Origin of the sequence: Pedobacter superstes, from assembly GCF_037622515.1 — a bacterium.
Lineage (GTDB): Bacteria > Bacteroidota > Bacteroidia > Sphingobacteriales > Sphingobacteriaceae > Paradesertivirga > Paradesertivirga superstes.
This window is the reverse complement of the sequence record NZ_JBBJCN010000003.1, coordinates 740,475-755,290: the sequence shown is the minus strand read 5'-3', so window position 1 is coordinate 755,290 and position 14,816 is coordinate 740,475. Positions and strand designations below refer to the sequence as shown.

At 35.8% G+C, this 14,816-nt stretch carries 12 protein-coding genes; 5 read left to right on the top strand and 7 right to left on the bottom strand.

The genetic code is table 11. From position 1 onward, the window contains the following. Positions 1 to 24 precede the first annotated feature (24 nt). Both dusB and apaG read left to right on the top strand, forming a co-directional pair. Positions 25 to 1,017 (top strand): tRNA dihydrouridine synthase DusB, encoded by a 993-nt coding sequence (dusB, locus tag WG906_RS12125; protein ID WP_339992902.1) that lies wholly within the window; start codon positions 25 to 27, stop codon positions 1,015 to 1,017. A gap of 44 nt (positions 1,018 to 1,061) precedes the next feature. Then, complete coding sequence (gene apaG / locus WG906_RS12120) at positions 1,062 to 1,448, top strand: Co2+/Mg2+ efflux protein ApaG (RefSeq protein ID WP_339992901.1); 387 nt, start codon at positions 1,062 to 1,064, stop codon at positions 1,446 to 1,448. Between the two features lie 69 nt (positions 1,449 to 1,517). On the opposite strand, the gene WG906_RS12115 is transcribed toward apaG, so the two are convergent. Then, the gene (locus WG906_RS12115) at positions 1,518 to 2,210 is read right to left on the bottom strand and encodes a zinc metallopeptidase (RefSeq protein WP_339992900.1); all 693 of its coding nucleotides are present in this window, start codon (positions 2,208 to 2,210) and stop codon (positions 1,518 to 1,520) included. 196 nt (positions 2,211 to 2,406) lie between these two features. On the opposite strand from WG906_RS12115, the gene WG906_RS12110 reads away from it, so the two are divergent. Further along, entirely contained in the window at positions 2,407 to 3,756 is a 1,350-nt protein-coding gene (locus WG906_RS12110; RefSeq protein WP_339992899.1) for a DNA recombination protein RmuC, read from the top strand. Between the two features lie 63 nt (positions 3,757 to 3,819). Here the strand turns inward: WG906_RS12110 and thiL are convergent, their stop codons facing one another. Then, positions 3,820 to 4,857 (bottom strand): thiamine-phosphate kinase, encoded by a 1,038-nt coding sequence (gene thiL, locus WG906_RS12105; RefSeq protein WP_339992898.1) that lies wholly within the window; start codon positions 4,855 to 4,857, stop codon positions 3,820 to 3,822. Positions 4,858 to 4,977: 120 nt separating this feature from the next. Continuing rightward, positions 4,978 to 5,970 (bottom strand): quinolinate synthase NadA, encoded by a 993-nt coding sequence (gene nadA / locus WG906_RS12100; RefSeq protein WP_339992897.1) that lies wholly within the window; start codon positions 5,968 to 5,970, stop codon positions 4,978 to 4,980. A 413-nt stretch (positions 5,971 to 6,383) separates the two neighbouring features. Here nadA and nadB point away from each other — a divergent pair, with 413 nt between their 5' ends. Both nadB and WG906_RS12090 read left to right on the top strand, forming a co-directional pair. Further along, positions 6,384 to 7,970 carry an L-aspartate oxidase gene (nadB, locus tag WG906_RS12095; protein ID WP_339992895.1) on the top strand — a complete coding sequence of 529 codons (1,587 nt, stop codon included), beginning with the start codon at positions 6,384 to 6,386 and terminating at the stop codon, positions 7,968 to 7,970. Between the two features lie 48 nt (positions 7,971 to 8,018). Next, positions 8,019 to 8,540 (top strand): gamma carbonic anhydrase family protein, encoded by a 522-nt coding sequence (locus WG906_RS12090; RefSeq protein ID WP_339992894.1) that lies wholly within the window; start codon positions 8,019 to 8,021, stop codon positions 8,538 to 8,540. Here the strand turns inward: WG906_RS12090 and WG906_RS12085 are convergent. The 4 genes from WG906_RS12085 to WG906_RS12070 form a co-directional block, all read right to left on the bottom strand. Continuing rightward, a complete protein-coding gene (locus tag WG906_RS12085; protein WP_339992893.1) occupies positions 8,521 to 10,152 on the bottom strand; it encodes an Ig-like domain-containing protein in 1,632 nt (543 codons plus the stop codon). The two genes, WG906_RS12090 and WG906_RS12085, sit on opposite strands and share 20 nt — an antisense overlap. A 132-nt stretch (positions 10,153 to 10,284) precedes the next feature. Then, a complete protein-coding gene (gene mnmG / locus WG906_RS12080; RefSeq protein ID WP_339992892.1) occupies positions 10,285 to 12,147 on the bottom strand; it encodes a tRNA uridine-5-carboxymethylaminomethyl(34) synthesis enzyme MnmG in 1,863 nt (620 codons plus the stop codon). 50 nt (positions 12,148 to 12,197) lie between these two features. Then, positions 12,198 to 14,057: an ABC-F family ATP-binding cassette domain-containing protein gene (locus WG906_RS12075; protein WP_339992891.1), complete on the bottom strand. Its 1,860-nt coding sequence runs from the start codon at positions 14,055 to 14,057 to the stop codon at positions 12,198 to 12,200. Further along, complete coding sequence (locus tag WG906_RS12070) at positions 14,054 to 14,707, bottom strand: NAD(P)H-binding protein (protein ID WP_339992889.1); 654 nt, start codon at positions 14,705 to 14,707, stop codon at positions 14,054 to 14,056. Before WG906_RS12070 ends, WG906_RS12075 begins: the two co-directional genes overlap by 4 nt. Between the last annotated feature and the right edge of the window lie 109 nt (positions 14,708 to 14,816).

The window sequence follows — 14,816 nt, the reverse complement described above, 5'->3', positions numbered from 1 at the left end:
AAGATAAAGTATTAGCTATAGCCGATGTCTGTTAAAATTGGAAATATTAATTTAGGTGAATTCCCATTATTGTTAGCACCTATGGAAGACGTGAGTGATCCACCCTTTCGTTTTGTTTGCAAACAAAATGGTGTGGATATGATGTATACAGAATTCATTTCCTCAGAAGGATTAATTCGCGATGCGGCAAAAAGCGTACAGAAGCTGGATATTTTTGAATATGAACGGCCTATTGGAATCCAAATATTTGGAAGCAATATAGACAGTATGCGCGAAGCAACAGAGATAGCTTCACAGGCGTCTCCCGATTTAATAGACATCAATTATGGCTGCCCGGTAAAAAACGTGGCCTGTCGTGGTGCAGGTGCAAGCTTATTACAGGATATTGATAAAATGGTAAAGATGACTAAAGCGGTTGTCGAATCAACCCATCTTCCGGTCACTGTAAAAACAAGGTTGGGGTGGGACGATAATACCAAAAATGTGGACGAAGTTGCCATCCGCCTGCAGGATGTGGGAATAAAAGCTTTGACTATTCACGGCCGGACACGCGCTCAAATGTATAAGGGTGAAGCTGATTGGCGGATGATAAGGGATATTAAGCGCAACCCCAATATCGAAATTCCTATTTTTGGTAATGGTGATGTAGACTCTATTGAAAAAGCAGCAAATTGGCGTTTAGAATATGAAGTTGATGGTATTATGATAGGCAGGGCAGCCATCGGTTATCCATGGATATTCAGAGAAATAAAGCATTTTTTCAAAACTGGAGAACATTTAGCCGGCCCAACACTATCTGAAAGAATTGATGTTTGCCGTACACATCTTCAAAAATCGATCGAATGGAAAGGCGAGAAAACGGGTATTTTTGAAATGCGTCGCCACTATTCCAATTATTTTAAAGGTATTCCTAATTTTAAAGAATACCGCATGCTCCTTGTTAAATTGGAGAGCTTTAATGCTATAAATGAAGTGCTTGCAGACATAGGAAATAAATTTGATGAGGTATTGGCCTGATTTTTGGATTTAATATCGTATCATTAACTTAACTATTATTTGTTATGATTACTAAGATTACCGACGGAGTTAAAATTTCAGTAGAAACTATCTACCAACCCGAATATTCTAATCCGGCAAATGATCATTATATGTTTGCTTATAGAATAAGTATAGAAAATTTAACTGAATATAGTGTACAACTAATGCGTCGCCACTGGTTTATATTTGATTCGAACGGTACCCATCGCGAAGTTGAAGGTGAAGGGGTTGTTGGATTACAGCCTGTTATTGATCCCGGTAATTTTCATGAATATGTTTCAGGTTGTAATCTAAAAACTGATATTGGAAGTATGAGGGGTAGTTATGAAATGCGGAGACTGGTTGATAACGAAGAGTTTGAAGTAAAAATACCAGAATTTAATATGGTTGCTCCATATAAACTGAACTAAAAAAACTACACATATATAAAAAAAGCTTCCCAAAATCGGGAAGCTTTTTTTATGCTGACAACATCTGATTTAATCGTCACCTCTTCCACCAAACAGCATCATAGCTAAATAAAGCAGTTGAACTACCGAGCCTAAAGCAGCAACAACATAGGTCATTGCAGCCCACCACAAAGCGTCCTTAGCTTTATTATGTTCAATACTTGTCTGCATTATTCCTCTGTTGGTTTGTAACCATACAAGAGCCCTGTTACTGGCATCAAACTCTACCGGTAATGTAACAACGCTAAACAACGTAACAACTAACATGGCTCCAAAAGCAACCATTAACATGGTTTGACCAATGCCAGATGCAAACATTATGATACCAAGCATAAATACATACTGCAATAAATTTGAGGCTATGCTCACCACCGGAACCATTGCAGAGCGGAATTGTAGCCATGAATATGCTTTGGCATGTTGTACCGCGTGCCCGCACTCATGCGCAGCCACTGCAGCTGCTGCGATACTCCGGCCTTCGAATACTTCAGGACTTAAATTAACTGTACGATTTGCCGGATTGTAATGGTCGGAAAGCGATCCTTCAGATGACAAAATTTTCACATCATGTATTCCATGATCACTTAACATTTTTTCGGCAATATCTCTTCCGGTTAAACCTGAGGCTAAAGGTGTTTCAGAATATCCTCTAAACTTAGATTTAAACCTGGACTGCACCAGGAAACTCACTATTGCAATCCCAATAAAAATAATTAAACCCATCTTTATATAATTTGGTATAAGTTACTCAAAAAGTATTCCTTACTCGTAATAATAACTCAAATTTTACTTTCCTACGCCTTAAAGGCATTCCTATAATTAAAATACTGCCATTTTGTTAGTTCTTCCATTATAACTTTAACTAATTTATTTTGCTTTTTTAAAATCAAATCTCGTTATTTGATAATAAAATTAGCAAATGGAACTAATTATTTTGATACCTGTCATTTCTTTAATATTAGTTATTATTCTCTTTATAGATAATAAACGCATTAAACAGGAATTAGGAAAAACGTCGGCAATAAAAACTGAGCAGAGCTTGCAGCTTGCCAAAGCAGAAGAGCGATGTGAAAATCTATTTATTGAAAAAAACAATATTACCAATTACCTGAAACAAGAACAGGAAAGATTACTAAGTGAACTTCAGCAAGAAAGACAAAAATTATCCGATGTGAATCAGGCACTTGAAAGTTCCAGAACTTATTATAAAACTCAGCAAGAAAAGATTAATGAACAAAAGGCTGAGATCGAAAATTTACAGCTGAAATTCAATAAAGAATTTGAATTAATAGCCGGAAAAATTCTCGATGAAAAAACGCTTCGTTTTACAGAAGTTAATAAATCAAACCTCGACCAGTTACTAAACCCTCTAAAAGAAAATATTAAAGCATTTGAAGAGAAAGTTGAAAAAGTATATAAGGCAGAATCGGATGAGCGAAATATATTAAAGGGAGAATTGGGTAAATTGATCGAATTAAATCGTCAGATTAGCCAGGAAGCACATAATCTTACGAAAGCTTTAAAGGCCGATACTAAAAAGCAGGGTAATTGGGGTGAATTTGTATTAGACAGGATATTAGAATTATCAGGATTAGTTAATGGCGAATCGTTTACTAAACAAAGCAGTTTTACTGACGATGACGGAAATCGTCTACAACCGGATATTGTTATTACTCTTCCCGATAATAAACACATTATAGTAGATTCAAAAGTTTCTCTTATTGCGTATGAACGCTTAATTAATTGCGAAAGCGATGAGGATAGAATACTTCATTTAAATGAACATATACTTTCTCTAAAAACACATATTAAAGGCTTAAGCAGTAAAAATTATAGTGATCTATATCGTGTTAATTCACCTGATTTTGTTTTGCTTTTTGTACCTATTGAATCATCATTCGCTATTGCAGTTCAGCATGATGTCGAACTTTTTGAATTTGCCTGGAGCAAAAGAGTGGTTATCGTAACTCCATCTACATTACTAGCCACTTTAAAAACTATAGCCTCGATATGGAAACAGGAACAGCAGACCCGGAATGCAATTGATATAGCTACAAAAGCTGGCGCTCTTTATGATAAATTTGTTGGCTTTATAAATGATTTAAAGAAAGTGGGAGATAATATAGATAAGGCGAAAGACTCTTACTCTGAAGCTTTTGGAAAATTATCCTCCGGTAACGGAAACCTGATTGGAAGAGTTGAAAATTTAAGAAAATTAGGAGCAAAAACTAATAAGCAAATTGAAGAGAAATTTTTAATTGAGGATTAGATAAAAACTAATAATTCAGACAGACTTAGTATTCCAGGCTGCCTGAATTAAATGATTAATAAATTATTTAAAGGAATTCCATCCCTGGGCTTTTAAAGGATGGGAATTATTAGATCTGGATATTATGTTCATTCCTGCTGATTTCTCAGTAATATGTCCGATGATACTGATATCCGGATTATTTTTTATTTTTTCAAAGGCTGATTGAGGAACAGTGAATAATAATTCATAATCCTCACCACCACTTAATGCACAGGTTGTCGGGTCTAAATTGAATTCCCTTGCAGTATCATAAGTCATTGGATCAATTGGCAATTTATCCTCATATAAATTGCATCCTTTTTCTGATTGCGTACAAATATGAATTACTTCAGAAGATAATCCATCTGAAATGTCAATCATGGCAGTTGGTTTTATCTCCAATTCTTTCAATATCTGAATTATATCTCTGCGGGCCTCAGGCTTTAATTGTCTTTCAATAATATAATCCTTACCTTCTAAATCAGGCTGAATCTGTGGATTTTCCAGATAAATAAGTTTTTCTCTTTCTAATAATTGAAGACCAATATACGCCGCACCCAAATCACCCGAAACGCAGATCAAATCACCTTCCTGTGCTGTATTTCTATAACAAATATCAGATTCATCAGCATATCCAATACTTGTTACACTAATTACCAGGCCCTGTTTTGATGAAGATGTATCGCCTCCGACAAGATCGATTTTATATTTATCACAGGCTAATAATATTCCTGAATACAAATCTTCTACAGCTTCAATCGGAAACTTACTTGATAATCCCAGAGAAACGGTAATTTGTGTTGCCATACCGTTCATCGCATAAATATCGCTGAGGTTTACCTGCACAGCTTTATACCCCAAATGCTTCAATGGAGTGTAGGCCAGATCAAAATGAATACCTTCCAGAAGTAAATCGGTAGATATTAACATTTTTTTATCCTTAAAATCTAAAACTGCGGCATCATCACCCGCCCCTTTTATTGTTGATTCCTGAGTTAAAATGATATTTTTTGTAAGATGATCTATTAAGCCAAATTCGCCTAAATTACTGATATCCGTTTTTTCTATATTTTCAAACACGTTGTTTAATTCAAAAGTTAAAATTCAAAAGTTAAAATTACCTAACGTTTGAAAAAAATTAATCGATAAAAATTCTATTGCACATAATTAGGCAATATTACTCCCCTCCAGGCTTGGGGGTTATAATCCCAATCTTGCGGAAATATCGAGCATTCTTTCAATGGGTAATCTGGCTCTTTTAATTACATCCATCGGAATAGTAATTTCTGGCTGACCATTTTTTATACATAAGTATAACTTTTCCAATGTATTACGTTTCATATGCGGACAATCATTACACGCACAACTGTTGTTTGGCGGAGCTGGTATAAACACCTTATCAGGACTTGATTTCTCCATCTGATGAATAATTCCACTTTCAGTTGCAACTATAAATTCTTTCGCCGGATTCTCAATTGTGTACTTTAATAATCCAGTGGTAGAACCAATATAATCTGCCATTTTTAACACTACATCTTCACATTCCGGATGTGCAATAAACTTAGCTTCAGGATGTTGCTCCTTTAATTTAGTTATTCTCTGCATGGAAAATATTTCGTGAACCATGCAGGCACCATTCCACAAAACTAAATCTCTTCCAGTCTTTTTTGCTACATAAGTTCCCAGGTTCTTATCAGGTCCAAATATTATTTTCTGATCTTTCGGCAAGCTTTCCACAATCTGCACAGCATTTGATGAAGTGCAGACTATGTCGCTTATCGCTTTTAATTCAGCAGAGCAATTCACATAAGTTATTACCAGGTGATCCGGGTATTTCTCTTTAAATTTCGCAAATAAATGCGGCGGACAACTATCTGACAGAGAGCATCCTGCCTTTAAATCTGGTAATAAAACCTTTTTTTCAGGCGATAAAATTTTGGCTGTTTCAGCCATGAAGTGTACTCCTGCAAACACGATAATATCGGCATCAGTTTTCGCTGCTTGTTGTGATAATCCGAGGCTATCTCCAATATAATCGGCAATATCCTGTATATCCGGCTCCTGATAATAGTGCGCAAGAATAACTGCATTTTTTTCTTTTTTTAACTTCTCTATTTCGTCAAATAGATCCAGTGTGGGATCAATAGGTTCGTCTATAAAACCCTTCACATTTATTTCATCAAACATATCCATTTCTAACACTTCAATAAAATATAATTATTATATATATAAAGATTCTTATTGTTTATTAGGATGTTAGTTATGTGAACAAGATTCGAAACTTTATAATATTTTTTGTGTTTTAAAGCTTTTATCCACAACTTATCCACAGAGTAAGGGATTTAAATAATTGAAAAATAGGGGATTAAATTTTGCCGTATTTTTCTCTTTATTTTATACCGTGTATTACTTTGTATCAGCAAAACGTTAACAACCTTCAATAATTATGCTTAAAACTTTCTTAGAACTAGCACTTTTTCACAATAAAATGGAAAATTGAATTAGTTATTAGAAAACGTTAACACTTTATATACAAAATTAACATCTTTACGGTGTTTTCTCCACATTCGTTATTATAAGATTACATTCAATTAAATATTTATTAAATGAAGGATGTTGATTTCCTGGTTGTCGGTTCTGGTATTGCTGGATTAAGTTTCGCACTTAAGGCAGCTAATCATGGTAAGGTTCTGATACTTACAAAAGCTAATGAAGATGAATCTAACACTAAGTACGCTCAGGGTGGTGTGGCTGTAGTTGTGGATAAAGAGGATTCTTTTGATAAACATATTGAAGATACATTGATTGCGGGGGATGGTTTATGTGATAAAGAGGTTGTTGATTTAGTCGTAAAAGAAGGTCCTGAACGTATTCAGGAAATAATTGATTATGGCACAAACTTCGATACCGACAAGCAAGGCGAGTATGATTTAGCTAAAGAAGGTGGTCATTCTGAGAGCCGTATACTTCATTATAAAGATATTACCGGATTTGAAATTGAGCGTGCTTTATTAGAAAAGATACACAGCAATCCTAATATTGAGATATTAACACATTATTTTGCCGTTGAATTAATTACACAGCATCATATAGGTCAATTTGTTGGTAAGCGATCGGATAACATTAATTGCTATGGTATTTACGCGTTGAATACTCATACAAATTCTGTGGAAAAGTTTCTTTCTAAGGTTACTGTTATGGCTACCGGAGGTGCCGGTCATATTTATTCCAACACTACCAATCCGGTGATTGCAACCGGCGATGGAATTGCTATGGTATACAGAGCAAAAGGAAAGGTTAGAAATATGGAATTTATCCAGTTTCACCCTACGGCTTTATATAAACCAGGTGAATATCCTTCTTTTCTGATTTCAGAAGCTGTACGTGGATTTGGGGGTATATTAAGGGATAGAAACGGCAATGAGTTTATGGATGCTTATGATCCGAGAAAGTCATTGGCGCCCAGGGATATTGTTGCGAGGGCAATTGATTCTGAAATGAAGAAGTCTGGTGACGATTTTGTTTATTTAGATATTACGCATCGGTCTAAAGAGGATATATTGACCCATTTTCCAAATATTTATGCGAAATGCTTAAGTATAGGTATAGACATGACCAAAGATTTCATACCTGTAACTCCTGCCTGTCATTACATGTGTGGCGGTATCTTAGTTGATGATTACGGCAGAACTTCTATAAATCGTTTGTATGCATGCGGAGAATGTTCATCTACAGGCTTACATGGTGCTAATCGTTTAGCTTCAAATTCTCTCTTAGAAGCTACTGTATTTGCTCATCGTATTTATTTAAATGCACTTGAGGTTATTAGTAATATTAGTATTCCCGGGAATATACCCGAATGGGATGAAACGAATACCCGGCTTTCTAATGAAGATATATTAGTAACTCATAATCTTCGCGAGACACAGAAAATAATGAGTGATTATGTTGGCATCGTCCGCTCAGATTTTAGGCTGGAAAGAGCAATGAGGCGTTTAGGACTGTTATATGAAGAGACTGAAGATTTCTACAAGAAAACTAAATTATCAGTTAAATTATGTGAGTTGCGTAATGTCATTCAGACCGCGTATATAGTCATAAAATCTGCAATGGTTCGAAAAGAAAGCAGGGGATTACATTATACAACTGATTATCCGGAGCATATGGAGAATCCAGCCGATACTATATTTTAACAAGCTGATTTATTTTTATTATTGAATTTTAGATTTTGATATTTTATTATGCCTCTTATTTTACCAGTTAAAGGAAAATTGCCCCAGTGGGGAACTGAGTGTTTCATTGCAGAAAATTCAACTTTGGTTGGGGATGTAGAGATGGGAGACAATTGTTCTGTTTGGTTTAACGCCGTAATCAGAGGTGATGTTAATTCTGTTAAAATTGGAAATAATGTTAATATTCAGGATGGTGTGGTTATCCACTGCACCTATTTAAAGGCATCTACCACTATTGGTAATAATGTTTCGATCGGACATAATGCCCTGGTTCATGGCTGTACACTGAGGGATAATGTGCTTATCGGAATGGGTGCTATTGTGATGGATCATACAGTTGTAGAAGAGTTTTCTATCATAGCCGCGGGATCTGTTGTACTTGAAAATACGATCTGTGAATCGGGTTTCATTTACGCAGGTAGTCCTGCAAAAAAGATCAAAGCTATTTCCGAAGAACAACGCGAACTTTTGAAGAGGTTACCAAATAATTATATTATGTATTCCAAGTGGTTTACTGATCCTTCGGAATAGTTATCTTCTCTTCTATATCAAAGTTGGCCCTTAATGAAATTTCTTTTGGATGATTCCAAACCTTTTCAGGTTGTCTTTTATCCAAAACACTTCCTGTGTCCCATTTTCCATTATTATTCTTGTCATAGGTTACTCTAATGAAGTATTTCCCGATAGCCAGCATCGGATAAGTAAGTGTTGAATTCCTTTTTATCGGATTTGTTTTAATAGGCTTTTCTTCAGAATTTAATAATTCTATTATATAAGATTTTGAAGAATCCGGAACTGTTATTACTGCACTTAAAACTCCGTAGCTGTCTTGTGTATCTTTAGAGAATGGTTTTGTATAGGCTTTATTTGTACCCCCGTAGGTGCCCGTTAGCCCATTTTCATTAATAGATAAGGTATATTGTTTTTCATCCTTCCAGGGGTATTTAAAATGGATTTTTCGGGTCGATAAACTATCTCTCGAAACCCGCAGGCCGGTTACTGGTATTGAATCTTGTAACAAGGTAATTTTTTTAGGATCTATTATTGAAACCGGAGCGGAGATTGTTAATGTTATATCCGTTCCCGGTTTAAGTCCCCCCGAGGAAATATTATCTGTTATCGTTAAGGTTTTAGTATACGTATCCCGTTTATTACGCCTTATTATTAGTGTATCGAGGTTTATTTTTCCGTCCTGAAAGGCAACTGTAATTGAATCAAACTCCATTGACTTTGTCCACACATAGGCTGAATCTTTTGTCGGACTAAACTCTACAATCTTAGCGTTGTTCAAGTCGGAAGGCTGAATTATTTGTAAAACAGGTTTCTCCAGCTGCTTATTAAATACATAGCTTATTCTACCATCTTTTTCAATTTTACGGTCAGTGACTCTAAAATCTTTAGCCTGTTCATTGAAGAGTTCAAGATTTATACCTGAGGTATCCTTGTTAAGTTTAATAGGATTATTTAAGAAGCCGATCTGTTCGTTTGTTGAGTTGTATATGCGATCCCCTCCTTTTTCATTTAATGCATATATATTGTACGTTCCTTGACGGAGATATTTTAAGCTAAAATTACCTGATGAATCAGTAGTCGTATAAATACTGGCTCTTTTTTTTCCGAATAATGAATCCTGGGATACGGGTAGTATAAAAACAGTGGCGTCAAGCACAGCCTCCTTTGTTAAAGTATTTTTTACTGATCCGCTAATGGAAAGTGAATCTATTTTGTTTCCAGTTGCAAACACATACATGTAATTCTTCAAAACATTCCCTTCATTATAATCTGCTAGTGCATTTCCAAAATTAACAGTATAAGTTGTACTGTCCTGCAAAGGTTCCTGGAATTGGATATTCAGGATTTTCTTTTTGACTTTGAAAATCGGAGATTTTTCCATAGCAGGTGAAATACTAATTTCCTTGAATTCGTTCACCAATTTATAGTATTCGTTAAATTCTATATTTATTTCATTTTCTTTAAATGATGTCGTAAAGTTTTTTGGACTTTCCTTTAAAATCTTAGGTGCTACACTGTCTCTGGGCCCTCCGGTAGGGTGTTGTATACTAGCACATCCAAAAAATTGAGCTGAGAGTAAAAACAAGCTAATGTATACGGTGTAAAGGAAGTTCTTTATTCTATTTCGCATTTAAACGCTATTTAAACGATTTTACTGAATTTTGGAGCCTTACTATTAAATTATAAAAATATTCGCTTATACGCGATTTATTTAAGTCGCACATTTATTTGTTTAATATATTGATTATCAGGATGTTATTTTTTATTTACCTAAATGAACCATTAAAACCGATATATCCGATGGTGAAACGCCAGAAATTCGGGAGGCCTGACCTAAAGTTCGTGGTTTTATTTTAAGTAGTTTTTCTCTTGCTTCTTTTGATAGTGAAACCAGGGTTTGATAATTAAAAGAAGGATTGATTTCCTGATCTTCCATCCTTTTCATCTTGTTCACAATCTCCATTTCCTTTTCAAAGTAACTTTCATATTTTACTTTTATTTCGGATTGTTCTATGGTTTCTTTATCAAATTCATTTAGTAACTCATCGAACGATTTATTCGCTTTTCTTAAATCCTTAACTGAAACTTGTGGCCGCGATAGAATTTGAAACATCTTCACGTTTTGATTGATGGGGCTTGATCCTAGATCCTCTAGAATAGCATTAATCTCAGCCGGCTCAATAGACGTAATCTTTAAGTGTTTAACTATTTTATCAGAATTAGCTACTTTGCTTTTAACTTTTTCCAGACGTTCATCATTTATTAACCCAAGTTCATGAGCTATGGGGCTGAGTCTTATATCTGCATTATCCTGCCTCAGTAATAAGCGATGCTCTGCTCTTGAGGTAAACATACGATATGGTTCTTCCGTACCCTTAGTTACAAGGTCATCTATTAAAACTCCTATATAAGATTCTGAGCGTTTCATTATTAATTCATGCTTATCATGAACTTTTTGATGAGCATTAATTCCGGCAATGAATCCCTGACTTGCCGCTTCTTCGTATCCGGTTGTTCCATTTATCTGACCGGCGAAGAACAGGTTTTGAATTAATTTTGTTTCCAGCGTCAGGCCGAGTTGTGTGGGTGGGAAAAAGTCGTATTCTATTGCATACCCTGGTCTGAACATTTTTGCATTCTCAAAACCCGGGATTAATTTAAGCGCTTTGTATTGAACATCTTCAGGTAGAGAAGTAGAAAAACCATTAACATAAATTTCTACTGTGTTCCATCCTTCCGGCTCTACAAAAATCTGATGTCTTTCTCTTTCTGCGAATCTGTTAATTTTATCTTCAATAGATGGACAATAACGAGGACCCAAACCCTTAATCCTGCCAGTAAACATCGGCGACTTTTCAAAGCCTTCTTTAAGAGTTTCGTGTACTTCAGAGTTCGTATATGTTATCCAGCAACATCTTTCTTTTTTTGGGATGTCTACATTGGTATATGAAAATCTTCCACCTTCTGGGTCGCCCCATTGTTCTTCCATTTTGGAATAGTCCAGACTTCTGCCATCCACTCTTGGTGGTGTTCCGGTCTTCATTCTTCCCGATTCAAAGCCGATCTCTACCAATTGCTCAGTCAATCCGGTTGAGGACTTTTCAGCCGTTCGCCCCCCACCAAATTTCTTTTCTCCAATATGAATCAGTCCATTTAGAAATGTTCCGTTGGTTAAGACTACAGCATCAGCTTCTATTGGGATTCCTAGTGATGTGATCACGCCAGTAACCTTGCCACCTTTTATAGTCACCTCTTTTACGGTATCCTGCCAGAAATCCACGTTTGGTATATTCTCTAAAGCAAGGCGCCATTCTTCGGCAAAGCGCATTCTATCTGTTTGGGCTCTTGGACTCCACATCGCAGGGCCTTTTGATAGATTCAGCATTCTAAATTGAAGCATAGACTTGTCAGTTATGATACCCGACATACCTCCCATTGCATCAATTTCGCGAACGATTTGCCCCTTTGCCACTCCGCCCATTGCGGGATTGCAGCTCATTTGTGCTATAGTACCCATATTCATGGTTATCAACAGCACAGAAGAACCGAGATTTCCTGCTGCTGATGCTGCTTCACAACCTGCATGTCCGGCGCCTACTACTATAATATCGTATTTTTTAAACATAATTTTCGATGTTCCACGTGGAACAAGTTATGAATGTTCCACGTGGAACATTATTGTTGCTCTTTAAGATCAATTAATTCTAACCAACGTAACGTGCTGCTGTCGATCTTATTTTTTTGTTGTTCAATCTCTTTAGAAAGATCAATTAACTCGACATGGTTTGTTGTATTGTTTAGCTTAGAAGTTAATTCTTTGACCCTATATTCTAGTTCTGATATCTCAGTCTCAAGGGATTCTAGTTCCTTCTGTTCTTTAAAGCTTAATTTGTTCTTGACTTCTTTGGGCTTTTGATTTATTTCGGATTTCGAAGTGGCCGGTTTTTTGGAATCCTCTTCTTTTTCTAATCTGTAATCAGTATAATTCCCTGAATAGATATCGACAAACCCTTCCCCTTCCAGGATGAAAAGCTGGTCTGTTAACCGGTCCATTAAATACCTGTCGTGAGATACCAATAGCAAAACCCCATTGTATTTCTCAAGGAACTCTTCTAGTACATTTAATGTATCAATGTCGAGATCGTTGGTAGGCTCATCTAATATTAAAAAATTAGGGTTTTTCATTAAAACCCGCATTAAATGAAGCCGTTTTTTTTCACCCCCGCTCAGTTTGGATACTACATTATGCTGTTTCGCAGGAGGGAATAAGAAATGAGTCAAAAGCTGGGAGGCGGTAAGTGTTTTACCATCCGCCATTGTTATGTATTCGGCAACGTTTTTAACAATATCGATTACTCTTTCATTTTCATTAAATTCCAGTCCCGATTGTTTGTAATATCCAAATTGTGTGGTCTCGCCTGGTACTACCGCGCCAGAATCTGGTTTTATATTACTGGTGATTAAATTTAAAAAGGTTGATTTACCGCTTCCATTTCGTCCTGCAACTCCAATTTTATCGCCCTTTTTAAAAGTATAAGTAAAGCTTTTAATAATGGGTTTGTCGTTAAAGCTCTTAAATACCTTTTCAATTTCCAGGATCTTATTTCCCTGGCGCGCAACTTTTGTGCTTAGTTCGATTTTTTGGTTATCCTTCCCTCCTTTAGTTTTGTTCTCAAGATCATAAAAAGAATCAATTCTTGATTTGGACTTTGTAGTTCTGGCTTTAGGCATTCTTCGCATCCATTCCAGTTCCTTTCTTAACAGGTTCCGGTTTTTTTGTAGAGATGCTGCATCATCCGCTTCACGTTCGGCTTTTCTTTCCAGGAAATATCCGTAATTTCCCTGGTAATGGAAGATCTTTCTGTCTTCCAATTCAATAATGTGATTGCATACATTATCAAGAAAGTATCTGTCGTGAGTAACCATAATTATGGTTTTCTGTCCTGTCGTAAGAAAGCTTTCAAGCCATTCAATCATTTCTATATCTAAATGATTGGTAGGCTCGTCTAGAATAAAAACTTCCGGATCATCTATTAGAAGCTTCGCAAGAGCAAGTCTTTTTCGTTGACCCCCTGATAAACTGGTGATCTCCTGTTCAAGGTGGGTAATGGATAAACGCTGCAGAATTGTTTTTATCTGGTATTCATATTCCCATGCGTTTGCTTCACTAAGTTCATGGGTGATATCTTCCAGTGCCTTACTGTCAGCGTCTGGATTTTCAATCAACTCTTCATATTTTCTAATCAATTGTTGCTGCTGATTGTCGAGGCTATAAATATAGTCAACGATAGTTTTATGCCCCGAGAAATCGGGATCCTGTTCAAGATAACCAATATGAAGGCCCTTTTCCTTAACCACTTTCCCTTCATTGGGCTTAAGTCTTTCTGCAAGTATGCGTAGTAAAGTAGTTTTTCCAGAGCCGTTTATTCCTACCAAAGCCATGCGCTGGCCTTTGGCTATTCCAAGGGTTAAATCCTTAAACAGCCAGTTATCATTAAAAGCATGTCCTATTTGTTCTACTGATAATATGCTCATGATAATTGTTTAATTATAGGAGAAGGATAAATGTGTACTCCCTCCACGTTTTTAAGTGTTTGATTAATCATTGCTTGTGCTACTGTGATAGCTTTTATACTTTTATATTTCTTTAGGCTTCCCATTAAAAAAGGGTTGAGAATTGACATTATGGTAATTGCCAATCTTTCCAGCCATCGGTTCTCTTTTCTGTCCCCCGTTAACAGAGAGGGCTGATAGATATGAATGCTTTTAAAAGAAAATTCTATTATATCTTTCTCTGTCTCTCCTTTTAATTTGGAATAAAAAATTTTTGAATTTGTATCCGCTCCTAATGAGGAAATTAAATGAAATTGTGCCACCTTGTTTTCTGAGGCTATTCTAGCTAATGTTACCGGATAGTCATGATCTACTTTTCGATAATCAAGGACGTCTGGAGTTTTGCTTTTTGTTGAACCAAGACAACAATAAAGAGCATCTCCAAAAATCTCATTTCTTACTTTTTCTAATGAATCAAAGTTTGTGATAATTTGTACTAATTTTACATTACTTAATGGCAATGGTTTTCTAACCAACACAACAACTTCTCCAAACTCTTTTTTATTTAAGAGGAGTTTAAGAAGGTTACTGCCAATTAGTCCGCTTGCGCCTGCTATAATAACTCTTTTCAAATTTACTAATGATTAAAGCGCACAAAAATAAGGATTTATTAGCATGGTATAACTATTGCATGTTTAAACATGTATTTATATGAGATAGCTATTACGTTAAGGATAATCA